The sequence below is a fragment of the Mesorhizobium sp. WSM3868 genome (genome assembly GCF_002294785.1).
Lineage (GTDB): Bacteria > Pseudomonadota > Alphaproteobacteria > Rhizobiales > Rhizobiaceae > Mesorhizobium.
Genome location: NZ_NSGB01000013.1, coordinates 14,218 through 36,190 on the forward strand (window position 1 = coordinate 14,218; position 21,973 = coordinate 36,190).

Below are 21,973 nucleotides of genomic sequence, written 5' to 3' on the forward strand. Positions count from 1 at the left end.
TCTCTGTTTCCACACGGCTTCCGCCGCAGACGCTGCCTGCCGCTACACCAGTTCCCTGCCCTTGGCGTCGATGGCGTTGGCCACCGCCTCGTCGGTCGCCTCGTCAGGCAGGAGCATCTCGTTATGCGCCTTGCCGGACGGGATCATCGGGAAGCAGTTGGCGAGAGTCGCCACGCGGCAGTCGAACAGCACCGGCTTCCTCACCGAGATCATCTCGCGGATCGCGTCATCCAACTCGTCCGGCTTGTCGCAGCGTATGCCATGGCCGCCATAGGCGTCCGCCAGCTTGACGAAATCCGGCATCGCCTCGGTGTAGGAATGCGACAGCCGGTTGCCGTGCAGCAGCTGCTGCCACTGGCGCACCATGCCCATATACTGGTTGTTCAGGATGAAGATCTTGATCGGCGCGTCGTACTGCACGGCCGAGCTCATCTCCTGCATCGTCATCTGCACCGAAGCGTCGCCGGCGATGTCGATGACCAGCGCATTCGGATGTGCGATCTGCACGCCGAGCGCCGCGGGCAGGCCATATCCCATCGTGCCCAGGCCGCCCGAGGTCATCCAGCGGTTGGGCTTGTCGAAGTGATAGTGCTGCGCCGCCCACATCTGGTGCTGGCCGACTTCGGTGGTGATGTAGGTGTCCATATCCTTGGTCAGCGCATAGAGCCGCTGGATCGCATATTGCGGCATGATCACGTCGTTGTTCATCCTATAGGCGAGCGAGTCCCGCGCGCGCCATTTCGCGATCTGCTCCCACCATGGATAGAGCGCCTTCTTGTCGGCCTTGGCGGTCGCCCGCCACAGCCGCACCAGATCCTCCAGCACGCGGCCGACATCGCCCAGGATCGGCACGTCGGCATGGACGTTCTTGTTGATCGAGGACGGATCGATGTCGATATGGATCTTCTTCGAGTTCGGCGAGAACGCGGTCAGCCGGCCGGTGATGCGGTCGTCGAAGCGCGCGCCGATGCAGATCATCACGTCGCAATCATGCATGGCCATGTTGGCTTCGTAGGTGCCATGCATGCCGAGCATGCCGATCCAGTTCTTGCCAGAAGCCGGATAGGCACCGAGGCCCATCAGCGTCGAGGTGATCGGGAAGCCGGTGAGGTCGACCAGCTCGCGCAGCAGATGGCTGGCTTCCGGACCTGAATTGATGACGCCGCCGCCGCTGTAGATGATCGGCCTCTTCGCGCCGGCCATCAATTCGACGGCGGCCTTCACCTTCTCCAGATCGCCCTGGACCTTCGGCTGATAGCTGGTGCGCGGCGCCGTTTGCGGCGGCACGTAGATGCCCTTGGCGAACTGCACGTCCTTCGGAATGTCGACGACGACCGGGCCCGGCCGCCCGGTGGTCGCGACATGGAAGGCTTCGTGGATGGTGGCGGCGAGCTCGTTGACGTCCTTCACCAGCCAATTGTGCTTGGTGCAGGGGCGCGTGATGCCGACGGTGTCGCATTCCTGGAAGGCGTCGGAGCCGATCAGCGAGGTCGGCACCTGACCGGTGAGACAGACCAGCGGAATGGAATCCATCAGCGCGTCCTGCAGCGGCGTCACCGCATTGGTGGCCCCGGGGCCGGACGTGACCAGCAGCACGCCGGCCTTGCCGGTCGAACGCGCATAACCTTCGGCGGCATGGCCGGCACCCTGCTCGTGCCTGACCAGAATGTGCTCGACCTCATCCTGCTGGAAGATCTCGTCATAGATCGGAAGGACCGCGCCGCCCGGATAGCCGAAGACATGCTTGACGCCGTTGTCCTTAAGCGCCTGCACCACCATTTCGGCGCCGGTCATTTCGCGCCGCTCGTTATGTCCGTTGCTCATCGGTCTGGTCCCGTACTGTTCGCCATCTGGCGATTTGCTGGTCGTTTAGTTGGGTTTTGGGCAATAAAAAAGGCCCCCGAGGGAGCCTGTGGGATGCGCATGGGAGGTTTTCGCCCGGCGGTTACACCGCCTTGCCCACGCGCCAGCCTACGAGAATGAGTGCTGTTTTCATGGGCGCGGACAATAAGGTCGGTTCCGCGCCGCTGTCAACGGGCAATCTGTCGGTCTCATTGTTCAGCGGCGCGGATTGTTCAGGCCGCCAGCACCACACCCCTTGCCTGGTTGCCGCCAATGCATTTGCCGCGTATGTCGAGACGCATGATGTTGCCGAGAAAACGTCCCTAGTCTTCGGCGGCGCACTATTGGCGGCAAGTGTGGCGCGTGGGGCGGCGACGGGTGATCTGAGATCACGTCGCGCTTTGGGCCGCGAACTTTTTCACCACCCGCTCCAGCAGCGGCACGTAGTCGCGAAAGGCGCGCGTCTTCATGTTGGCGACCTTGCCACCCTCGTCCCAGATGCGCACACGCATGGCTTCCTGATGGAATGGATTGCTGCGGAACTCCGCCACCTCCTCCGCGCTCATCGGCCCGCCTTGCAGCGACAGCGTATGAACCGAGGCCGGCGACAGCTTGCCGAAATAGGACGGATCGGTGGCGCAGAGATAACGCTTGGCCGCAACATGCAGCCTGACGCATTCGACGATGACCGGCGGAAAGAACGGCGCCAGCACCTCGCCCCCCGCCTCGTCGTGGTGCTTGTCCTCGACGTCGTCGGGCGAATAGGTACCGAACTCGCTGGTGTAGTGGCCGATGTCGTGCAGCAGCGCCGCAGCCACAAGCTCCTCCGGCGCGCCATCCTGCTCGGCTAGCCACGCGCCCTGCAGCATATGCTCGGACATGGTGACCGGCTCGCCGAGATAGGATTCCGCGCCGCGACGCTCGAAAATGTCGGCGATGAACTCGACGATGTTGCCGGTGTTCAGTTCATTCGATTTCATTCGGCCGCCTCTCTGACATCGTGTTCGATTGCCGCCAGCGTGGACAGCAGGCCGTCTTTGTCGGCGTAGCAGCCCTGCAGCCAGCGCGTGCCGCTGCCGGAAAAGGCCTTGCGCGCATGCATGACGCGCGTGTTGTCGACGATGAACGACTGGCCCGCCTCGAGCTTGAAGGTCACCTCGAAGGCCGGATCCTCGATCAGTTCGGCGAACCGGCGATAGGCAGCGTAATATGCGTCCATTTCGGCGAACGGCACGTCGATGGTCGGCGCCAGCGAACGGTTGTTGAAGCGCACGCAGATGAGCTCGCCATCCGGTCCGAGCTCGATCATCGGGCGCTTGGACTGCAGCCGCACGCCCGATGAGCCGGCATATTCGAAGCGTGCCGGATAGGAGGAAAGCAACCGGAAGCCGTCCGAATTCTCGGCCTGCAGCGCGGCCGCCACCGCGAATCCGTCGACGACGCTGGATTCGCCGCCTTCCACCGTATTCTCGATACAGGCCAGGATCTGCAGCGTCGGCACCGGGTCGCGGTAGGGATTGTCGGTATGCGCCTGCAGGCCGAGATTGGTGTAGGCGAGATTGCTCGGATTGACCTCGGCGCGCACCTCGAACCAGCGCCCGTAATTGGTCTCCCTGATATATCCGAAGAGATCGGCCACATTGCACAATGCCCCGGATTCGGCCGGCAGACCGTCCATGACGGCAAAGCCAAAGCTCCGCATCGCCGTCAGCCATTGCCGCAGAACATTCCTGTCCTGCCTGGCCTCAAGATAGGCCGCGCGCGGCACCGAACTCTGCATCGTGGCCTTGGTCCACCGCCGAATGTCGCTGCCGGTCCAGCCGGGCTGCCGATTTTCTTCACGGTCGTAAGTATGGCCACGAAGCCAGCTCGCGGGAAAGCTGACGGTCTTGTCTTCAGGCACGAACGTGACCACCAGCGCCTCGCCCTCGATCGAGGCCTCTCCGATCCGTGTCTCGGCCGGAATGTCCAGGATGGTGATCAGCCGCTGGCCGTTGCCGGAGCTGCGGGTCCTGTCGTCCAGTGCGTTGTCGCGCAGCCACATGGCATGGAATCGGCTGCGTGTTCCATCGTCCCAGCCTAGCGCGATCGTCCGTCCTTCGTCGACAAGGGTTGCTCTCGTCAGCATGTTTCTGAAACTCCCGTCTTCGGGCCGTCGCCGCGGTACCGATTGCATGCTGTCTTTGCCAGAGGCATAATTCAATTATTGTTTTTCACCTAATGCCGCCAAAAATCTAATGACTGGAAAAGCTGCCGATCTCATGCCTCCGCTCGACTGGCTACGCAGTTTCGAAGCGGCTGCGCGCCTGTCGAATTTCACCGCCGCGGCCGCCGAGCTCGGGCTCACGCAAGCCGCCGTCAGCCAGCACATCCGCTTTCTGGAAGAGCGTCTCAAGACGCGACTGTTCGCGCGGCTGGCACGCGGTGTGGCGTTGTCGCCGGAGGCCGCCGCCTATCTTCCCCACATCCAGTCGGCATTCGCGATCATCGGCAGCAGCACGCGCGAGTTGTTCGAGCCACGCGTCTTGCAAACCGTCACCATTCGCGTTCCGATTTCTTTCGCGCTGCTCGTGCTGGTCCCGGCTCTTCCCGATCTCGCAAAGGCGCTGCCGTGGATCAGGCTCGATCTGGTGACCATCCATCGGCCGACGGACTACGACGAGGCGGGCTCGACGCTCGACATCCGCTTCGGCAACGGTTCGTTTTCCGGGCGCGACGCCGACCGGTTGACGGTCGAGCGGCTCGTTCCGGTCGCGGCGCCGACCTTGGCCGGAAATGCCGAATGGACATCCCTGCCGCTGCTTTTGGTGGCGGGTGCGCGCGAGATGTGGGCGGAATGGTTCGCAGCCTCCGGCCTTGCCGGACACTCCCAACGCTCGCATCGCTTCGACAGTTTTGTCGCCGCGATGGAGGCGGCGAAGTCCGGCGCCGGAGCGCTGCTGGGCTCGCGGCCGCTCATCGAGGCCGCGCTGAAGGACAATCTCCTTGTCAGGCTTTCCGATTTCGAGCTCTCGAGCCCATCGGGTCACTTCCTGACATGGCCATCGTCATCGCGGCTGTCCGGCGCCGAACAGGATTTTCGCCGCTGGCTTTTGTCGCGTCTCGCCAGCATTTCAGGATAGCGCTCGGGCCGGCTCCCCTATCCGCTTCCAATAGATGAGCGTGCCGGTGAGCCCACCATGCGGTTTCAACGCATAGTTCGGAATCTCGCCGGTCAGCGAGAAGCCGAGTCTTTCGTAAAGGCCGGCGGCCCCCTCTTCGCTTGCTGTGTCCAACACCAGCAGGGTGCGCCCTTTCTTGACCGCCAGTTCCTCGGCGGCCCGCATCAGGCCGCTGGCAATACCTTTGCCGATAGTCGAGGCGGGTCATCAGCTTGGCGATCTCGGCGCGGTGCGGTTGGTTGGGCGGGCAGTCGAGAAGCAGTGTGACAGTGCCGACAAGCATCTCGCCATCCCATGCGCCCAGCAGCGCCCGTTCACCGCGCGCCGCGGCAGCGAGCGATTTGCGCCAGAACTCATGGGCCGCATCGGGAGACAAGGGATGCATGAAGCTCACCGATCCGCCGGCGGCGACTGTCTCGATCAGCAGGTCGGCGAGCATTCCGCTGGTCTTTGCGTCGTCGTTCAACACCCTGATTTCAAGGGGGGCCATGTCGGTGGTCTCCAGGTGATGAGGTGTCGGGCCACGCTCATCCGAAATGACTGCTCCGTCTTCGGCGGCGCGCCCTTCGGATTTCCGCGATACGCTCGGCATCCTCCTCGCTGAGGTGCCGCCCGCGCTCCAGGATCTCGAGCGTGTATTCCTCATAAGTGAGCCCAAGCCGCTCGGCCTTTTCCAGCCGCATCAGCATGACGGCGTGGCTCGGCGCCTTCCAGGCTTTGTCGTGGGCGGTGCGCCAGGCAAGAAAGATGTAGGGGTCGCCTTTGCCCCAGGGCGGACCATCGTAGTCGTCGAGAGGCGGCCCGCCATTGTGGGACCGTTCAGGCCGGCGTGCCATGCGATCAGCCCCGGACCAGCGCCACCAGATACTCGGCGGCTTCCGGTCCCGGAGCGTGGAAGGTGCAGTCCGACGGGGCTCCGAGCGCCAGGCAGTCACCCGGCTCCAGCCTGTGCTCGACATTGCCTTCGGTGAAGTCCAGGCGGCCGCCGATCAGCCAGATCTGCTGCTTGATGAAGGCATAGGACGCTGCCGGGAATTCGACCTTGGCGCCTGCCGGCAGGCTGACCCGGATCAGTTCGAGCGGCATTTGCGTTGCCGGCGACAGATGGCGTCGCACATAGCCGGTCGCCGGATCCTGCCAGACCGGCTGCTCGTCCTTGCGGGACACACTGCCGCCCTGCATTTCGGCGCGGGCAATCAGCGTCGAGAGCGTCATGCCGAAAGCCGACGCAATGCGCACGAGGAGCGCCGCGGTCGGACTTGTCATGCCGCGCTCCATGGCGCTCAGCATCGCCTTGGAAACGTCGGAACGCTCGGCCAACTCGGCCAGCGACCATCCCCGCAAATCACGCTCGGAGCGTATCCGCCTGCCGATCGTGGACGTGATGTCGTTCGATATATCAGTCATTCATCCAATATATCGAAATTTCGGGATGAAGGAAGAGGCTGGTCGATCGCATTTTCGCGAGTGGTTTAACGGGCCCTACACCATCCGACCTCACGCGGCTTTAACCCCGATTGGGATAGCTTTGACCCCGAGGGGAATGGGACAGGTAACCGATGTTTGTTGAACGCGAAGCCTCCGTTGGGGAGCCGACCTCGCAGGAGCGCCGCGACGCCCAGCAGAGCGACAAGCGCATCCTGGGCAACGTCGTGCAATGCGACGGTGCGCGCGCTACCATCAGCGCCTATGCCGAAGATGCCGAAGGCACGGTGACCGGCCTGTGGACCGTCGGCAAGATGATTTCCATCAACCTTGGCGCGACGCGAACCGTTGGTCTTGTCTATGCGATCGGCAAGTCTGACCGCGCCTGGAGCAATGAGGGCCAGAACGCAATCGAGGTCAGCATCGAACTGATCGGCGAGGTGCGCGACGGCGCCGAGCCCGGCGCCAAACCGGTCTTCGACCGCGGCATCACCACCTATCCGCATATCGGCGCGGTTGCCCACCGTATCCGCAGCCGCGACCTGCAGGCCGTCTACGATCTCGCCGGCCGCCATTCGATCACCATCGGCACGCTGTCCCAGGACGAGGCGATCGACGCCAACATCGCTGTCGACGACACGCTGGCGCGCCATTTCGCCATTGTCGGCACGACCGGCGTCGGCAAATCCACGGCTGTCTCGCTGCTGTTGCGCAAATCGATCGAGGCGCGGCCCGATCTGCGCGTGCTGATCCTCGACCCGCACAACGAGTTTGCCGCCTCGCTTCCGGAATACTGCGTGAAGGTTGATTCCAAGACGCTCGACCTGCCGTTCTGGATGTTCAGACTGGAAGAATTCGCCGAAGTTCTGTTTCGCGGTCGCGAGACCGTTCCGGAGGAAGTCGACGTCCTCCGCGACCTCATCCCGGCCGCCAAGAACCTCTATCGCAACCCGAGCTCCGGCTCGTATATCAGGCGCGGCAGCGATGCGCTGACGGCGGACACGCCGGTGCCTTACCGCATCGCCGATCTGCTCAAGCAGATCGACGAGCGCATGGGTCTGCTCGAAAGCAAGAACGATCGGCCGACACTGAAGTCGTTGAGGACGCGCATCGAATCGGCCGCTTCCGACCCGCGCTACCGTTTCATGTTCAATTCGCGGCTGATCGAGGACACCATCCACGAGACGATCGGCAACATCTTCCGCGTGCCGAACCATGGACGTCCGGTGACCTGCTTCGAGATGGCGGGCATGCCGTCCGAAGTCGTCAATTCGGTCTGCTCGGTGCTGGCGCGTCTCGCCTTCGACCTTGCGCTCTGGAGCGAGGGCCGGCTGCGGCTGCTCCTGCTTTGCGAGGAAGCGCACCGCTACATGCCTGCCGATCCGCGCCTCGGCTTCGCGCCGACCAGGCACGCTTTGTCGCGCATCGCCAAGGAAGGCCGCAAATATGGCTGCTATCTCGGCGTTGTGACCCAGCGTCCAGGCGAGCTCGATCCGACCATCCTGTCGCAATGCTCGACTTTCTTCGCCATGCGGCTCGCCAACGAGCAGGACCAGGCGATCATCCGCTCGGCGATCGCCGATTCCTCGGCCTCGACGCTGGCGTTCCTGTCCTCCATGGGCCAGCGCGAAGCCATTGCCTTCGGCGAAGGCGTGGCGACGACCATGCGGCTCAAATTCGAGAAACTGTCCCAGGAATTCATTCCCGGCACTGCGAAGCGGGAGCAGGCCTTGCCCGCGGAAGCCGGCGACGATGTCGATCTCGCCGGAATTGTCGAGCGTCTGCGCAACGTGCCGAAACCGCAGCAGTCGATCGCGTTCGCCGAGGCCGTCGATACCGGGCGCCAGGCTGGCGACCCCGATTACCGCAAGCCATCGGCGCCGCGCGTGCAGCCGGACGACGATTTCGACATGCGTTACGGCCTGAGGCCCTCGACCTTCGGCATGCGCCAGCAGAACGATTGATCGTTCTGCATCTTCGCGCCGACTGAGTCCCGGGCTGAGTCGACTGGAGTCGCTATCGAGGACCCGAGCGGAGCGGACATATAGTCCGTGAGCACGCGCATGACCCCGAAAATCGAGAACGCTTTTCGGAAAGGATCATAAGACATGCGGGCACGGTAGAAGCGCAGAACACGGCTCTAGGCGGCCAGCGTCAAGAATTTGATCATGGAATTTCAGGCGCAGACGCGGTTGCGGCCCTGCTTCTTCGCCTCGTAGAGCTGTCGGTCGGCGCGACGATAGAAGTCCTCGGCACTTTCCTTGCGGTCCCAGACGGCGAGGCCGACGCTGGTGGTGACCTTCAGCCGCACATTGCCCGACATGATCGACAGGTTGGCGATCGCCTTGCGGATGCGCTCGGCGAACCGCGCGAGCAGTTCCGCATCCATGTTGGGCGTGACCACGGCGAACTCCTCGCCGCCCAGCCTCGCCACCACATCGTGATAGCGGGTCATGCCCCGTACGCACTGCGCGACGGACCGCAGAACCTCGTCGCCGACATCGTGGCCATGCGTGTCGTTGACCTGCTTGAAATGATCGAGATCGAGGATCATCAGGCCCACCGGCTTGTCGATGCGGCCGAACTCGTCGAGATATTCCCGCAACGCGTCATCGAAGTAGCGGCGGTTCTGCATTCCGGTCAGGCCGTCGGTGAGCGCTGCGTGCTCAAGCGTTTGCGAACGGGCGCTCAGCGACACCGTCATGGCGCGCAACTTGCCCTCTTCCCTCACCTGGCCGCGGATCAGCGGGTAGATGAAGAAGGTTCCGAAGAACAGGGCAGCAGCCAGTAGCGCACCGGTCACGAACAGCAATTTGTTGAGATAGGCGATTCTGTCGAGGCGCGATGCGGTGTCGAGAGCGGTCGCGATATCCTGCAATTGGCCATAGGCGTGAAAGGTCACCAGGCCGGCGGCCAGGATCACGAAGATAAAGACGAAAAACGCGGATTCCGCCTTGTGAAAACGCATAACGCCCCGCGGTACTGCGACCGTCGCCGTTATGGCATGCCCGGCCTTACGGACGGTTAACCCGGACAACCGTGACGGGAAGCTGCACTCACAATTCCAAGCCCCTGATCAAATCGCATTCTATCAGTCCAGGATTGACCATTTCTCGCCCGGGCGTAACCTTTGCCACTCCGGTCCCAGTTGGTGTTTGAACCAGGTCGTCTGCCGCTTGGCATATTGGCGCGTGGCGATCTTGGCTCGCTCAATCGCTTCGGGAAAGCCCATGTGTCCGGCCATCGCGGCCTGCAGCTCGCGCACGCCGATCGCCTTCATCGCCGGCAGGTTCGGATCGAGGTCGAGCGCCATCAGCTGCCTGACCTCGTCGAGCGCGCCCTTGTCGAGCATTTGATCGAAACGCGCCCCGATACGCGCCACCAGTTCGCCGCGATCCGGCTCGATCACGAGGAAGCCTGCGCTGTCGCGGTCGATGAGCGGCTGGCCGCGTGCCGCCTGCCATTCAAGGATCGACCGTCCCGACGCGTCGAGCACCTCCAGCGCCCGCACAATGCGCTGGCCGTCGGTCGGCCGGATCTGCATGGCGACAGCCGAGTCCTGATGCATCAATATGAGGTGCAGCCGTTCTGCCCCTTGTTCCTTGAGTTCGTAGCGCCAGCGCTCACGCACCGAAGGTGGAATGTCGGGCATGTCCGAGATGCCTTCGGCTAAAGCGCGGAAATAGAGCCCGGTGCCGCCGACGAAGACAGCCGGCCGGCCGGACAAAATACCTTCCGCGATCAGCCCGGTGACGTCGCGCAGCCAGGCGCCGGTCGAGTAGGCTGTCGAAGGATGCACGTGGCCGTAGAGATAATGCGGCACGCGCGCCGTTTCGGCCGCGCTCGGACGCGCCGTCAGGACGTCAAGAACCGAATAGCCCTGCATGGAATCGGTGTTGACGATGACGCCGCCCTTGCGCTCGGCGATGTCCAGCGCCAGCGCCGACTTGCCGCTGGCGGTCGGCCCCGCTATCAGGATGGCGTTTTTCACGCGGCCTTCGCCCGCCTGCCTGCCGGAATTTTCGATGCCTCTGATCGCCACGCTTGTGTCCAATCCCAAAGACCGCCGAGTGTCGGTCCCGCTTGCGAATATCGCTTCGCGAGCGGCAGGCGCAAGCGCCGTTCATTGGCTGGCCGAGCATGTCGCCTGCGATCTGGTTTTGCCGGAGACGCCCGACATCGGCGAATTGACAGCCAATCTGCGCGCGGCATTGGCCTCCGAGCCGGTCGACATCATCGTCCAGCCGGCTGAAGGCAGGAGGAAGAGGATCCTGCTTGCCGATATGGATTCGACCATGATCAATCAGGAATGCATCGACGAGCTTGCCGACGAGATCGGCGTCAAAGACCGTGTCGCTGCGATCACCGCGCGATCGATGAATGGCGAGATCGCATTCGAGCCGGCCTTGCGCGAACGCGTCGCCTTGCTGAAGGGCCTCGACACGGCGGTGGTCGACCGCATCATCGCCAACCGGCTGACGCTGGCCGCCGGCGGCCGCGCGCTGGTGCAGACCATGCGTGCCAACGGCGCCTGGACGGCTCTGGTCTCAGGCGGCTTCGACGTCTTCACCAACCGCATCGCCGCAATGCTGGGCTTCCAGGAGAACCGCGCCAACCGGCTGATCGAGGACGGCGGCAGATTCACCGGCACGGTGGCCGCGCCTATCCTCGGCCGCGCCGCCAAGGCCGAGGCGCTGCTCGACATCGCGGCAAGGCTGGGCGTGACGACGCAGGATGCGGTTGCCGTTGGCGACGGCGCCAACGACCTCGACATGATCCGCCTTGCCGGCACCGGCGTCGCGCTGCACGCCAAGCCGGCGGTGGCGGAACAGGCAAGGATCCGCATCGACCACGGCGATCTGACCGCGCTGCTTTACCTCCAGGGCTATCGCCAGGGAGAATTCGTGCAATGAAGCCGATCCGCACCGAGCGCCTCATCCTGCGCAATTGGGAACAGCGCGACCGCGCGCTCTTCCATCGCATCAACTCGGACGAGCGCGTGATGGAATTTTTTCCGTTCCGCCGCGACCGCGCCACGGCGGACGCAAAGATGGACGAGCTCCGGGCCTGGATCGATGAGGATGGCTACGGCTTCGCCGCGGCCGAGATCGCCGCCACCGGCGAGTGCATCGGCTTCGTCGGCCTCCTCGAAACCGATCATGTGCCCTCGCTGCCGGCCGGCACGATCGAGATCGGCTGGCGGCTGGCACCGGAATACTGGCGCAAGGGCTATGTCACCGAGGCATCCGAAGCCTGGCTCGCCTTCGGTTTCGAAACGCTGGAGCTGGACGAAATCGTCTCCTTTGCCGTCGCGGAAAACCATCGCTCGATCGCCGTCATGAAGCGGCTCGGCATGCGCGCCGACCCGGGCGCCGATTTCGACCATCCCGCCGTGCCGGACAGCCACCCTCATCTTAAGCGGCATTCGCTGTACCGGCTGTCGCGCGACGACTGGCAGGCGCGAAAAAGGGCGGCCCGCTAGCCGCCCATTCTTGCAAATCAACCCGTTCGGGCTCTCCGGAATCAGTCCATCCGGATCGTCACGAAGCGCAACTCGCCGGATTTCGAGGCGAGCATCAGCAGCGCGTTCTTGCGGCCCTGCTCCTTCAGCGCGCCGATCCGGTCCATGACATCCTTTGGCGTGCCGACCGATTCCTGCGCGATCTCGGTGATCACCTCGCCGGGCTGGATGCCGCGTTCGGCGGCGGCCGAATCCTTGGCGACGTCGGTGATGACCACGCCCGACACATCGGCCGCGATGCCGAATTTCTGTCTGTTCTGCTCGTTGAGCTCGCCAACGGTCATGCCGAGCACCGAAGCCGTCGACACAGGAGCCGCCTTGTCGCCCTTGTCCTCGCCGGTACTGCCGTTCTCGCCGCTGGCCAGCTTCTCGCCGTCCTCGAGCCGGCCGAGCGTCACCTTCACTGTCTGCTCGACGCCCTTGCGCACGATGACGACGTCGACCGCCTTGCCGACCGGGCTTTCGGCGACGACGCGCGGCAGGTCGCGCATTTCGTGGATGTCCTTGCCGTCGAATTTGATAATGACGTCGCCGGCTTGAACCGTGCCGTTGTCGACCGGTCCGCCCTTGATGACGCCGGCCACCAGCGCGCCCTTGGCCGTCGCCATGCCGAGGCTTTCGGCGATGTCGTCCGTCACTGGCTGGATGCGCACGCCAAGCCAGCCGCGCCGCGTTTCGCCGAACTGGCGAAGCTGATCGACGACGCCCGCGGCGAGCTGCGAGGGAATGGAAAAGCCGATGCCGATCGAGCCGCCCGAGGGCGAGATGATCGCCGTGTTGATGCCGATGACCTCGCCACTGCTGTTGAACAGCGGACCGCCGGAATTGCCGCGATTGATGGCGGCGTCGGTCTGGATGAAATCGTCATAAGGGCCGGAATTGATGTCGCGGTTGCGCGCCGAGACGATGCCGACCGTGACCGTGCCGCCAAGACCGAACGGATTGCCGATCGCCATCACCCAGTCGCCGACGCGCATCTTGGTGGAATCGCCGAACTTCACCGCCGTCAATTTGTGGCCCTTCGGATCGACCTTCAGCAACGCGACGTCGGTCTTTGTATCAGTGCCGACAAGCGTCGCCTTCAGCGTCACGCCGTCGGAGAAATTGACCTCGATGTCGTCGGCATCGGCGATGACATGATTGTTGGTCACCACGATGCCCTGCTCGGCATCGATGACGAAGCCGGAGCCAAGCGACTGCACCTTCTGCCCGCCGCCCTTGTCGCCGCCGCGATTCTTGAAGAAGTCATCGAAAAAGTCCTGGAAGGGCGAGCCTTCCGGAAGCTGCGGCATCGGCACCGCACCGGGGCCTTCCGTGCCTTTGACGGTTTGCGAGGTCGAGATGTTGACCACCGCGCCGAGCAGGCGTTCGGCGAGGTCGGCGACGGAAGGCGGCGCGTCGGAGGCGATCGTGGGCGTGACGAAGGACGGGACGGCAATGATGCCGACGACGAATGCGGTGGCGCCGGCGAAAAACCTGCGCCGCGCCGCGCGCAACAGGGTGTCGGATATCATCGTGGCCTCCCGGCGTTTTTGAAAAAGAAAGGCGCTTCCGCAAAGGCGCCCGTCCAATTCATGTTGGCAAGAAATAAGGCACGTTTGCGGCTATAGCTATCGGCGGAAGATAAATCGTCAATCGCCTCGGCACCAAGGAATTTCATCAGCCGCGAACCAGCCAGACGATGGCGACGCCGATGGCGATTGCAGCCAATCCGGCGATCCGCAGCACATTCTCCGGCAACGACAGCACCTCCGCCGCCAGTTTCCTGGCCAGAGCCGGAAACCCGCCATAGACCAGGCCCTCGATGACGAGGACCAGGCCGATGGCCGCGAGGAAATCCTGCACCGCCCGCTACTGGGCGCTGCCGGGTTGCGTGGCCGGGGCTGCCGGCGTCGCGGGCGCGGGCTGCGATGCCGCCGGCTGTCCGGGCTCGGGCTTGCTTTCCGGATCGCGGAAGAAACGGAAGAACTCGGAGTCGGGCGACAGCACCATGGTGGTTCCGGTGCTATCCAAGGCCGTGCCGTAAGCATTCATCGAGCGATAGAAATCGAAAAAGCCCGGGTCCCGCTTATAGGCTTCAGCAAAGGTGGCGCTGCGCTGCGCCTCGCCCTCACCGCGCAGGATCTCCGATTCCTTCTGCGCCTCGGCGATGATCTCGACGACCTCGCGGTCGGCCCTGGCCTTGATACGCTGCGCCGCCTCGTTGCCGCGGGCTCTCAGCCGCTCGGCTTCCGCCAGGCGTTCGGCTTTCATGCGATCGTAGGTCTGCTGCGATACTTCGGCGGTCAGATCCGTCCGGCGGATGCGCACATCCTCGATGTCGAGGCCGAGCGACGTCGCGTCCGGACGCAGTTGGTCACGCACCTCGCGCATCATGACGCCGCGTTCTTCGGAAAGTGCCGCCTCGAAATCGCGCAGACCATAGACGCGGCGCAGCGCCGCATCGAGACGCGTCTTCAGCCGGGCTTCGGCGAGTTCCACCTGCCCCGATACCGCCGCGCGGAACGTGCGCGGATCCGAAATGCGGTAGGCGATGAAGGCATCGACCTCGTAGAACTTGCCGCCGGAGACCTGAACGCGGATATTGTCGAGGTCGAAGCGCATCACTTTTTTCTCGATCGTCTGAACGCTGTCGGCATCGAAGAAGGCGAATGGCGCCTTGAAGTAGATGCCCGGCTCGGTCTTGACGTCGATGATCTCGCCGAACCTCAGCACGATCGCCTGCTCGCCCGCTTTGACGACGAACACCGACGAATAGAGCAGGAACAGAAGGACGGCCGCGATGACCGCGATGATGGGAAGACGGTTGGCCATCACTGGTTACCTCCCAGCGCAGGCGCGGGCGGCGCCTTGGGCTGCAGCGCCGGCAGCGGCAGGTAAGGAAGCACGCCCTGCCCGTTGCCCTGCTCGACGACGACCTTGTTCGAGTCCTTCAGGATCCTCTCCATTGTTTCCAGGTAAAGGCGCTTGCGCGTCACGTCGGGCGCCTTGGCATATTCGTTGTAAACGGAGATGAAGCGCTGTGCCTCACCTTCGGCTTCCTGCACGACCCGGTTCTTATAGGCGGCGGCATCTTCGCGGATCTGGGCCGCCTCGCCGCGCGCCTGGCCGAGCTTCTGGTTGGAATATTGATTGGCTTGCTCGACGAACTTGTCCTCGTCCTGCTCGGCGCGCTGCACCTCGTCGAAAGCATCGGCGACCTCGCGCGGCGGGGCGGCGTCCTCGATGGAGATTGCGTTGACTTGCAGACCCGTCTTGTAACCGTCGAGCGTGTTTTGGATGATCTCACGCACCGATGTGGCAATACCCTGGCGATCGTCGCGGAAAATATCCTGCGCGGGGCGCCGGCCGACGACCTCGCGCATGGCGCTTTCGGCCACCTGCGTCAGCATGCCGTCGGGATCGGAGACGTCGAACAGATAGGCCCTTGGATCGGAAACCTGGTAGGCGACCGAGAACTGCACATTGACGATGTTCTGGTCGCCGGAGAGCATCAGCCCGGAGCCGCTGCTCGCCCCGCCGCCGATGCTGACGAGCTGCTCGGAAATCTTTGCCGTTTCGACCGTTTCGATCGGCCACCAGTGGAAATGCAGGCCTGGCTGCGAGAGCTCGGCCTTCGGCTTGCCGAAGCGCAATTCGACCGCGACCTCGTCAGGCTGCACGGTATAGATGGCCTTGAAAGCCCAAAGCACGACAAGCGCGAGCGCGATCAGCCCGAGGACGGCCGGGCTGGCGCCGCCGCCTCCCGGAAGAGCGCGCCGCAGCCTGTCCTGGCCGCGGCGGATGATGTCCTCGAGATCGGGAGGCGACCCGGGCGGGCCGCTCGGGCCTTTCGGTCCCTGTCCCCAGGGCCCCTGATTGCCGCCGCCGCCCCATGGGCCGCCGCCACCGCTCTTGTCGTTCCAGGGCATGAATGTCCTTTCGCTTCGATTCCCTCAGGCCTTGCGGCGCGATCCTAGCGCATGACCTCGAAAACCGATATCGGTTTTCCGAAAGGAATCATGCGCCAAATCAAAGTTTTACGGCGACCTTCTTGCGCGTCCGGTTGGAAGCGTGGCGCTGTACCCTCGTTCTTCTATAGGGACGCCGTGACGCGCTTTCAACGCGATCCGCTACGCGCGCCTGCGATTTGAGCCGTCAGCGACCCTTTGTCCTCGTCAGTGACCGTCGCCGCGGCGCTCGTAAACGGTATAGCGTGTCGCGTGGCTGTCCTTTTCGCCCGCCGGAAAATCCTCGGATCGGACGATCCGCCAGATCGCCGGGTCAATCGGCGGAAAATGAGCGTCGCCATCGACCGGGGCCAGCACATGCGTGACGTGGAGACGATCGGCCAGCGGCAGGGCCTGGGCATAGATCTCGCCGCCTCCGACGACGCAGATCTCCTCGGCACCTGCCATGCAGCGGCCGCGCACCTTGGCCAGCGTGATCGCCTCGTCGAGCGAATGGGCGACTTCGGTGCCCTCGGATCGCCAGTCTCTGGCTCGCGTCACCACGATGTTGAGCCTGCCGGGCAGCGGCCGGCCGATACCCTCATAGGTCTTGCGGCCCATGATGATCGGCTTGCCCATCGTATCGGCCTTGAAGCGTTTCAGGTCGCTGGAAAGCCGCCACGGCAGCCCCCCTTCGCGTCCGATCACGCCGTTCTCGGCAATGGCGACGTAGATCGCGATGTCCATCAGCCGCCGTTCCCGCTATTGTCCGACGGCTCGAGCAGCAAGATGCCGATATCGTGCTCCGGATAAAAATCCTTGGCCGTCATCTCGAACGTCGTCGGACCCACCTTGCGGACATTGTCGCCGCAGAAGGAAACCAGATTCTTTGGGCTGCCCTTGTCGATGGTAAGCTTGAAGTTGCCGATACTGCCGGACGCCCAGTTGCCGCCGGTGGTCAGGACATAGGCGATGCGGCTCTCGAAATATTTGGGATAGCCGTCGGGATTTTCGTTCGCTGCCTTGCGCACAGCGTTCTCGAACGCGCCGTCCATGCAGTAGCGGGTCTTGTAAGTGTCGTACTGCCCCTGGAACTTGCCGTCGTAATAGAAGCTGACCGATGACGTGCCGCCGACGCTCGGCTTGTAGCGGTGCGAGACATGGACTTGCTTGTTGGCCGGGAAGGTGGAGCGCCACCAATAGGTCGAGCGCAATTGCCAGAACGGCGCGTAGGCGGTTTGCATGCCCGAACCGTTATCGGCGGTGTCTTCGATGATGATGCCGCGATCTTCCCAATCCTCCGGGACGTCCTTGGGCAGCTTTGCCAGCGCCGCCTTGGCGACGTCGCCGAACGGATAGAGCGGCACGTCGTGCGCCTTGAGTTCGTCGGTGATGTCGATGCCCAGCGCGAACGCCTTTTGTTCGAGCTGCGGCTTGGCGTCGACGCCGTCGATCGTCACCTCGAAGCCGAGGAAATTGTCGCTCTGCGCTTCCGGGATCGCCGGCATCTCGTTCGGGTCGCCTTCGATGTCCGGCATCGGGAAGGCGACGATCGCGCTGACGTCCTTGTCGGTAGTGTTGCGGAAAACGTAGTCGACGGTCACCTTTTCCGGCGAGATGAAGAGATCCTCGCTTTCCATGGCAACCGCATCGCTGCGCGACAGGATCAGCCCGCCGGTGCCAAGCTCGGCAACGGAATCGTTGGCGAAGGCCGGTGCAACCGAGAATGCCAGCGCTGCGGTCAGGATAGTGCGTGTCATGGCTCCCCTCTCGACGGCATGACCGGGATCATGCGGATGCGCTTCCATCTAGAGCAATTCCAGGAGAAGTAGCTAGAGGCGTTCAGCGTTTCTGCCGACCGGCCGAGTTTTGCGTTCCCGCGTGCCTGCCTGCCCCCGTCTGGACACCGGCCGCCCGATCGGGCAGGAGGACGCCTATGCGCAAGCTTCTCGTCATCGGCATCGGCGCCGGCAATCCCGACCACATGACCGTACAGGCCATCAACGGCCTGAACCGAGCCGACGTGCTGTTCGTTCCCGACAAAGGCGCCAGGAAGAACGACCTTGCGGAGGTCCGTCGGCAGATCTGCGACCGCTTCGTCACAAACCCGAAGTCGCGCCGCGTCGAATTCGACGTCCCGGTTCGGGCCGAGCCGACATCGTCCTATCGCGTGACCGTCGACGACTGGCACGAGGCGATCGCCGAAATCTATGAAGGGCTGATCGGCAACGAGCTTGCCGAGGACGGCTGCGGCGCATTCCTGATCTGGGGCGACCCCTCGCTCTACGACAGCGCGCTGCGCATACTGGAGCGCGTGCGCCTGAGGGGCAATGTCGGTTTCGAGCTGGAGGTCATTCCGGGCATCACCGCGATCCAGGCGCTGGCCGCCTCCCATGCCACGGCGCTCAACCGCATCGGCGATTCGATCCTGGTCACCACCGGCCGCCGGCTGACTGAGGAAGGCCTGCCCGCGAATGCCGGAAGCACCGTTGTCATGCTGGACGGCAAGTGCGCCTTCAACACACTCGTCGACCAAGATGTTTTCATTCAGTGGGGCGCTTATCTCGGCACGGCGGACGAGATCATCCTTTCCGGCCGCCTCGGCGATGTCGGCGCCGAAATCGAGAAGGTCCGAGAGGAAGCTCGGCGCAAAAAGGGCTGGATCATGGACACCTATTTGCTCCGCAAGCCCGGGGAGCCGGAGGAATAGGCCCCTCACAGGCCCAATCAACCGGCGTCGATCTCGGCCTGCAACGCCTGCATATGGACGGCCGCCGCTGAAGCCGCCGCGCGCTCAATCGCTCTGAAACGGCTGACGACGGCGAGACCCACCGCGGTCAATTGCGCGCCGCCGCCTTTTCGGCCGCCGGTCTGCGCCGCCACCAGCGGCTTGCCGAACACCCGGTTCATGTCCTCGACCAGGTCCCAGGCATGCTTGTAGGACATCTCCATGCTGCGCGCCGCGGCCGAGATCGAGCCAAAAGCGGCGATCTGCTCCAGCAATTCGATCTTGCCCGGACCAATTCGTCCGTCAGGGTCCAGATTTATCCGCAGGCTCAGCGATGGCATCCCTTGTCCTCTGCGATCATGTCGAGATTACGCTCTCCGCCGCCACATCGCTATTCCAAACCAACATAGCGATATTGCCCTTTCGTCAACCATCGGCCTCCACCGGCAGCCCAGCACCTGTCGTCGCGCTGTCAAAGCTCACCGTCTTGATCACCGCGAAGACCTCGCGGCCGAGCGCGAGCCGAAGGCTCTGCTTCGACTGTTCGGTGACGCGCGCCAGCACCGTTGCTCCGTTGCAGTCGATGGCGATCTCCACCGTAGGCCCGACGCCCGGCCTGACCGCGGCGATCTTGCCCGGCAGTATGTTGAGCGCGCTAAAACCCGACGGCTGTTCGGTCGCGATCATGACATCGCGGGCGCGGATGCGGAGGCGCACCAGGGCGCCGGCCGGCCTTGGAAGGCGCGGCACGCGGATCTCGCCGGCCGGCGAGGCGAGCACAGTCATGCCGAAACTTTCGTCGTGACGCAGCACCATGGTGTCGAGCACCGCGCCGCCCTCGCCGCGCTCCTCCGCCGGCAAGAGGTCGAGCCGCTGCATGATCGCCTCGGTCGGGCCGAAAGCCGCGATCTTGCCTTGGGACAGCACCGCCACGTCGCTCGCCAGCCGCGCCACCTCGGCGACGGAATGGCTGACATAGGCGATCGGGATCTTCGTCTCGTCGCGCAGCCGCTCGATATAGGGCAGGATTTCGGCCTTTCGCGCCTCATCGAGCGAGGCAAGCGGCTCGTCCATCAAAAGCAGTTTTGGGCTGGCAAGCAGCGCACGGCCGATCGCCACGCGCTGCTTTTCACCACCCGACAATTTCGCCGGCCGCCGGTCGAGCATGGGACCGATGCCAAGGAGTTCGACCACCGCATCCATACTGGCGTAGCGCTCGGCAACCGGCGTGAACCAGCGGCCATAGCGCAGATTGCCGGCGACGCTCAAATGCGGGAAGAGCCGCGCATCCTGGAACACCATGCCGATCCGTCGCCTGTGCATCGGCACGAAGATGCCGGCGGCGGTGTCGACCAGCACGCGCCCGTCCACCGCGATCCGCCCTTTCCGCGGCCGGATCAGCCCGGCGATCACATTGATCAGCGTCGACTTGCCCGAGCCCGAAGGCCCGAACAGCGCCGTCAGCCGGCCGGCGCTTTCGAAACTCGCCTCGATGGCGAAATCGCCGAGACGATGACTGACGTCCACCGAGAGCGTCATTCGATGTCCATCCGCTGGCCGATCCGGCGCGCCAGAACCTCGGAGGCCACCAGCGCCACCATCGAGATGACGATCGAAATCAGCGTCAGGCGCAGCGCTCCGGGATCGCCGCCCGGCACCTGCGTGAAGGTGTAGATCGCCGAGGGCAGCGTCTGCGTCTCGTTGGGGATGTTGGAGACGAAAGTAATGGTCGCGCCGAACTCGCCCATCGCCTTGGCGAAGGACAGGATCGCGCCGGCGATCAGGCCGGGCAGGATCAGCGGCAGCGTGATTGTGGCAAACACCCAGATCGGGTTGGCGCCGAGCGTGCCGGCGGCCGCCTCCATCTTGCGGTCGACCGCCTCGATCGACAGCCGGATCGCCCGCACCATCAGCGGAAACCCCATCACCCCGCAGGCAAGTGCTGCCCCCGTCCAGCGGAAGGAAAAGACGATGCCGAAATGCTCGGCGAGGAAGGCGCCGGCCGGCCCGCGCCGGCCGAAGGTGAGCAGCAGCAGATAACCGGTCACCACCGGCGGCAGGATCAGCGGCAAATGCACCAGCCCGTTGAGCAAGGTCTTGCCCCAGAACCGCCCCCGGGCCAGGACGAGCGCGATCAGGATGCCGGGCGGCAGGCTGGCGATCATCGCCACAGTCGCCACCTTGATCGACAGCCGGACCGCATTCCATTCGTCGGGAGTGAGGTCCAGCAGCCAGTTCATTTGCGGTGTTAGGTCTTTCTCAGTTGCTCGGCGCCAGCACCGTAAAACCCTGTTCCTTGAAGAGCGTGGCGGCCTTGGCTGACTCGACGCATTTCAGGAAGGCAGCCGTATCCTTGTCCTTCGAATCCGCGGTCTGGGCAATCGGGTAGATGATCGGCGGGTGCGAATCCTCGGGGAAGGTGCCGACGACCTTGACGCCCTTTTCGGCATGGGCGTCGGTGGCGTAGACGATGCCGAGCGCGGCCTCGCCCGTCGACACCAGCTTGAGCGCGGCGCGGACATTCTCGGCCTGCGCGACCTTGCCTTCGACGGAGGACCAGACGCCCAGCCATTCCAGCGCCGCCTTGCCGTATTTGCCGGCGGGCACCGCCTTAAAATCCCCCATGGCGAGCCGACCGTCGCGGATGAGCCCGGCGAGGTCGAAGCCCTTCTCGACCTTCGCCTCGACCTTGGAATCTCGCGGCGCCACGAGCACGATCTGGTTGCCGAGCAGCTTCACCTCGGTGTCGGGCCTGGTCAGCTTCTTGTCAGACAGATACTTCATCCAGTCGAGGTCTGCCGAGACGAAGACATCGGCTGGCGCGCCGCCCTCGATCTGCTTGGCCAGCGCCGAGCTTGCCGCATAGGAAATCGTGGCCGCTTCGCCGACTTCGGGCTCGCAGGCTTTGTTGACCGCATCGAGCGCGTCCTTGAGGCTGGCCGCGGCGAACACGATCACCGTGTCGTCGGCGTGAGCAGCCGGCACGGCCGCCATCAACGCTGCCGTCAGTCCGCCAATGGCGATCGCCTTCAATCCAAAACCCTTGCCCGTCATGAAGCCTCGCCCTCTTCTGAAATCCGTTCGGTTCGAGCCTGACTCGATATATCCGGATGAACATAACAAGAAAAGGATTTTTAGGCTCCGCGCCATTGGACGTCGGGATTCCCACCAGCCCACGGTGAAGTCCGTTCGATACAGCGAGGCATAGGCGGATGTAGATCAGCGCCGGCAATATCCTGAAGGGCAAGGTCATCGTCGAGGGAGCGACCACCTCGCATGTCAGGATAGCTATCGGCGCGGCGCCCTCGACACGGCTTCGATCACGAACGAAGCGGTGGCCAATCTGCGACTGGGCAAGCAGACCTAT

At 63.9% G+C, this 21,973-nt stretch carries 23 protein-coding genes and 1 pseudogene; 6 read left to right on the plus strand and 18 right to left on the minus strand.

Annotation, left to right across the window (positions count from 1 at the left end; all coding sequences use genetic code 11):
• Positions 1–42: 42 nt before the first annotated feature.
• From CK221_RS20135 to CK221_RS20145, 3 genes are all read right to left on the minus strand, one after another.
• On the minus strand, positions 43–1,824 hold the full coding sequence (locus CK221_RS20135) for an acetolactate synthase 3 large subunit (protein WP_095778997.1): 1,782 nt from the start codon (positions 1,822–1,824) through the stop codon (positions 43–45).
• A 407-nt stretch (positions 1,825–2,231) separates the two neighbouring features.
• Positions 2,232–2,822 carry an HD domain-containing protein gene (locus CK221_RS20140; protein WP_095778998.1) on the minus strand — a complete coding sequence of 197 codons (591 nt, stop codon included), beginning with the start codon at positions 2,820–2,822 and terminating at the stop codon, positions 2,232–2,234.
• A complete protein-coding gene (locus CK221_RS20145) occupies positions 2,819–3,970 on the minus strand; it encodes a gamma-butyrobetaine dioxygenase (protein ID WP_095778999.1) in 1,152 nt (383 codons plus the stop codon). Before CK221_RS20145 ends, CK221_RS20140 begins: the two co-directional genes overlap by 4 nt.
• Before the next feature lie 133 nt (positions 3,971–4,103).
• Between CK221_RS20145 and CK221_RS20150 the strand changes: the two genes are divergently transcribed.
• Entirely contained in the window at positions 4,104–4,964 is an 861-nt protein-coding gene (locus CK221_RS20150) for a LysR substrate-binding domain-containing protein (protein ID WP_095779090.1), read from the plus strand.
• Here CK221_RS20150 and CK221_RS20155 read toward each other — a convergent pair.
• A pseudogene (locus tag CK221_RS20155) lies at positions 4,956–5,442 on the minus strand (GNAT family N-acetyltransferase). The gene CK221_RS20150 and the pseudogene CK221_RS20155 sit on opposite strands and share 9 nt — an antisense overlap.
• On the opposite strand from CK221_RS20155, the gene CK221_RS31095 reads away from it, so the two are divergent.
• The gene (locus tag CK221_RS31095) at positions 5,387–5,512 is read left to right on the plus strand and encodes a hypothetical protein (protein ID WP_280952185.1); all 126 of its coding nucleotides are present in this window, start codon (positions 5,387–5,389) and stop codon (positions 5,510–5,512) included. The pseudogene CK221_RS20155 and the gene CK221_RS31095 sit on opposite strands and share 56 nt — an antisense overlap.
• An 18-nt stretch (positions 5,513–5,530) precedes the next feature.
• Here CK221_RS31095 and CK221_RS20160 read toward each other — a convergent pair whose 3' ends face one another.
• Positions 5,531–5,839 carry a hypothetical protein gene (locus CK221_RS20160; protein ID WP_095779000.1) on the minus strand — a complete coding sequence of 103 codons (309 nt, stop codon included), beginning with the start codon at positions 5,837–5,839 and terminating at the stop codon, positions 5,531–5,533.
• A gap of 4 nt (positions 5,840–5,843) precedes the next feature.
• Positions 5,844–6,410, minus strand: coding sequence for an XRE family transcriptional regulator (locus tag CK221_RS20165; RefSeq protein WP_095779001.1), 567 nt, complete (start codon positions 6,408–6,410; stop codon positions 5,844–5,846).
• Between the two features lie 152 nt (positions 6,411–6,562).
• On the opposite strand from CK221_RS20165, the gene CK221_RS20170 reads away from it, so the two are divergent.
• On the plus strand, positions 6,563–8,392 hold the full coding sequence (locus tag CK221_RS20170) for an ATP-binding protein (protein WP_066990923.1): 1,830 nt from the start codon (positions 6,563–6,565) through the stop codon (positions 8,390–8,392).
• Positions 8,393–8,604: 212 nt separating this feature from the next.
• Here the strand turns inward: CK221_RS20170 and CK221_RS20175 are convergent, their stop codons facing one another.
• Both CK221_RS20175 and miaA read right to left on the minus strand, forming a co-directional pair.
• On the minus strand, positions 8,605–9,396 hold the full coding sequence (locus tag CK221_RS20175) for a GGDEF domain-containing protein (protein ID WP_066990920.1): 792 nt from the start codon (positions 9,394–9,396) through the stop codon (positions 8,605–8,607).
• 123 nt (positions 9,397–9,519) lie between these two features.
• Positions 9,520–10,464 carry a tRNA (adenosine(37)-N6)-dimethylallyltransferase MiaA gene (gene miaA / locus CK221_RS20180; protein WP_095779091.1) on the minus strand — a complete coding sequence of 315 codons (945 nt, stop codon included), beginning with the start codon at positions 10,462–10,464 and terminating at the stop codon, positions 9,520–9,522.
• On the opposite strand from miaA, the gene serB reads away from it, so the two are divergent.
• A complete protein-coding gene (gene serB / locus CK221_RS20185) occupies positions 10,454–11,341 on the plus strand; it encodes a phosphoserine phosphatase SerB (protein WP_095779002.1) in 888 nt (295 codons plus the stop codon). The genes miaA and serB overlap by 11 nt on opposite strands.
• On the plus strand, positions 11,338–11,910 hold the full coding sequence (locus CK221_RS20190; protein ID WP_066990918.1) for a GNAT family N-acetyltransferase: 573 nt from the start codon (positions 11,338–11,340) through the stop codon (positions 11,908–11,910). The genes serB and CK221_RS20190 overlap by 4 nt, the downstream gene beginning before the upstream one ends.
• A gap of 41 nt (positions 11,911–11,951) precedes the next feature.
• Here CK221_RS20190 and CK221_RS20195 read toward each other — a convergent pair whose 3' ends face one another.
• The 6 genes from CK221_RS20195 to CK221_RS20220 all read right to left on the minus strand — a co-directional run bounded on the left by CK221_RS20195 (position 11,952) and on the right by CK221_RS20220 (position 17,638).
• Complete coding sequence (locus tag CK221_RS20195; protein WP_066990915.1) at positions 11,952–13,463, minus strand: DegQ family serine endoprotease; 1,512 nt, start codon at positions 13,461–13,463, stop codon at positions 11,952–11,954.
• Positions 13,464–13,608: 145 nt separating this feature from the next.
• Entirely contained in the window at positions 13,609–13,794 is a 186-nt protein-coding gene (locus CK221_RS20200; protein WP_066990912.1) for a DUF2065 domain-containing protein, read from the minus strand.
• A gap of 6 nt (positions 13,795–13,800) precedes the next feature.
• Positions 13,801–14,763 carry a protease modulator HflC gene (locus CK221_RS20205; RefSeq protein ID WP_095779003.1) on the minus strand — a complete coding sequence of 321 codons (963 nt, stop codon included), beginning with the start codon at positions 14,761–14,763 and terminating at the stop codon, positions 13,801–13,803.
• Positions 14,763–15,860: an FtsH protease activity modulator HflK gene (gene hflK, locus CK221_RS20210; RefSeq protein ID WP_066990906.1), complete on the minus strand. Its 1,098-nt coding sequence runs from the start codon at positions 15,858–15,860 to the stop codon at positions 14,763–14,765. Before hflK ends, CK221_RS20205 begins: the two co-directional genes overlap by 1 nt.
• A gap of 246 nt (positions 15,861–16,106) precedes the next feature.
• On the minus strand, positions 16,107–16,625 hold the full coding sequence (locus tag CK221_RS20215) for a dihydrofolate reductase (protein WP_095779004.1): 519 nt from the start codon (positions 16,623–16,625) through the stop codon (positions 16,107–16,109).
• Positions 16,625–17,638: a DUF4424 domain-containing protein gene (locus tag CK221_RS20220; RefSeq protein ID WP_095779092.1), complete on the minus strand. Its 1,014-nt coding sequence runs from the start codon at positions 17,636–17,638 to the stop codon at positions 16,625–16,627. Before CK221_RS20220 ends, CK221_RS20215 begins: the two co-directional genes overlap by 1 nt.
• A 176-nt stretch (positions 17,639–17,814) precedes the next feature.
• On the opposite strand from CK221_RS20220, the gene cobF reads away from it, so the two are divergent.
• Positions 17,815–18,588, plus strand: coding sequence for a precorrin-6A synthase (deacetylating) (gene cobF / locus CK221_RS20225; RefSeq protein ID WP_095779005.1), 774 nt, complete (start codon positions 17,815–17,817; stop codon positions 18,586–18,588).
• A 17-nt stretch (positions 18,589–18,605) separates the two neighbouring features.
• Here cobF and CK221_RS20230 read toward each other — a convergent pair whose 3' ends face one another.
• The 4 genes from CK221_RS20230 to modA all read right to left on the minus strand — a co-directional run bounded on the left by CK221_RS20230 (position 18,606) and on the right by modA (position 21,660).
• Positions 18,606–18,947, minus strand: coding sequence for a winged helix-turn-helix domain-containing protein (locus CK221_RS20230; RefSeq protein WP_095779006.1), 342 nt, complete (start codon positions 18,945–18,947; stop codon positions 18,606–18,608).
• Between the two features lie 85 nt (positions 18,948–19,032).
• A complete protein-coding gene (gene modC / locus CK221_RS20235) occupies positions 19,033–20,145 on the minus strand; it encodes a molybdenum ABC transporter ATP-binding protein (protein ID WP_095779007.1) in 1,113 nt (370 codons plus the stop codon).
• Positions 20,142–20,846, minus strand: coding sequence for a molybdate ABC transporter permease subunit (gene modB / locus CK221_RS20240; protein ID WP_067323203.1), 705 nt, complete (start codon positions 20,844–20,846; stop codon positions 20,142–20,144). The genes modC and modB overlap by 4 nt, the downstream gene beginning before the upstream one ends.
• Positions 20,847–20,865: 19 nt before the next feature.
• Complete coding sequence (gene modA / locus CK221_RS20245; protein ID WP_095779008.1) at positions 20,866–21,660, minus strand: molybdate ABC transporter substrate-binding protein; 795 nt, start codon at positions 21,658–21,660, stop codon at positions 20,866–20,868.
• Between the last annotated feature and the right edge of the window lie 313 nt (positions 21,661–21,973).

Coding starts and splice junctions, on each gene's coding strand:
- CK221_RS20135 (WP_095778997.1), bottom strand. CDS start 1,824: ATGAGCAACGGACATAACGAGCGGCGCGAAATGACCGGCGCCGAAATG.
- CK221_RS20140 (WP_095778998.1), bottom strand. CDS start 2,822: ATGAAATCGAATGAACTGAACACCGGCAACATCGTCGAGTTCATCGCC.
- CK221_RS20145 (WP_095778999.1), bottom strand. CDS start 3,970: ATGCTGACGAGAGCAACCCTTGTCGACGAAGGACGGACGATCGCGCTA.
- CK221_RS20150 (WP_095779090.1), top strand. CDS start 4,104: ATGCCTCCGCTCGACTGGCTACGCAGTTTCGAAGCGGCTGCGCGCCTG.
- CK221_RS31095 (WP_280952185.1), top strand. CDS start 5,387: ATGAAGCTCACCGATCCGCCGGCGGCGACTGTCTCGATCAGCAGGTCG.
- CK221_RS20160 (WP_095779000.1), bottom strand. CDS start 5,839: ATGGCACGCCGGCCTGAACGGTCCCACAATGGCGGGCCGCCTCTCGAC.
- CK221_RS20165 (WP_095779001.1), bottom strand. CDS start 6,410: ATGACTGATATATCGAACGACATCACGTCCACGATCGGCAGGCGGATA.
- CK221_RS20170 (WP_066990923.1), top strand. CDS start 6,563: ATGTTTGTTGAACGCGAAGCCTCCGTTGGGGAGCCGACCTCGCAGGAG.
- CK221_RS20175 (WP_066990920.1), bottom strand. CDS start 9,396: ATGCGTTTTCACAAGGCGGAATCCGCGTTTTTCGTCTTTATCTTCGTG.
- serB (WP_095779002.1), top strand. CDS start 10,454: ATGCCTCTGATCGCCACGCTTGTGTCCAATCCCAAAGACCGCCGAGTG.
- CK221_RS20190 (WP_066990918.1), top strand. CDS start 11,338: ATGAAGCCGATCCGCACCGAGCGCCTCATCCTGCGCAATTGGGAACAG.
- CK221_RS20195 (WP_066990915.1), bottom strand. CDS start 13,463: ATGATATCCGACACCCTGTTGCGCGCGGCGCGGCGCAGGTTTTTCGCC.
- CK221_RS20205 (WP_095779003.1), bottom strand. CDS start 14,763: ATGGCCAACCGTCTTCCCATCATCGCGGTCATCGCGGCCGTCCTTCTG.
- hflK (WP_066990906.1), bottom strand. CDS start 15,860: ATGCCCTGGAACGACAAGAGCGGTGGCGGCGGCCCATGGGGCGGCGGC.
- CK221_RS20215 (WP_095779004.1), bottom strand. CDS start 16,625: ATGGACATCGCGATCTACGTCGCCATTGCCGAGAACGGCGTGATCGGA.
- CK221_RS20220 (WP_095779092.1), bottom strand. CDS start 17,638: ATGACACGCACTATCCTGACCGCAGCGCTGGCATTCTCGGTTGCACCG.
- cobF (WP_095779005.1), top strand. CDS start 17,815: ATGCGCAAGCTTCTCGTCATCGGCATCGGCGCCGGCAATCCCGACCAC.
- CK221_RS20230 (WP_095779006.1), bottom strand. CDS start 18,947: ATGCCATCGCTGAGCCTGCGGATAAATCTGGACCCTGACGGACGAATT.
- modC (WP_095779007.1), bottom strand. CDS start 20,145: ATGACGCTCTCGGTGGACGTCAGTCATCGTCTCGGCGATTTCGCCATC.
- modB (WP_067323203.1), bottom strand. CDS start 20,846: ATGAACTGGCTGCTGGACCTCACTCCCGACGAATGGAATGCGGTCCGG.
- modA (WP_095779008.1), bottom strand. CDS start 21,660: ATGACGGGCAAGGGTTTTGGATTGAAGGCGATCGCCATTGGCGGACTG.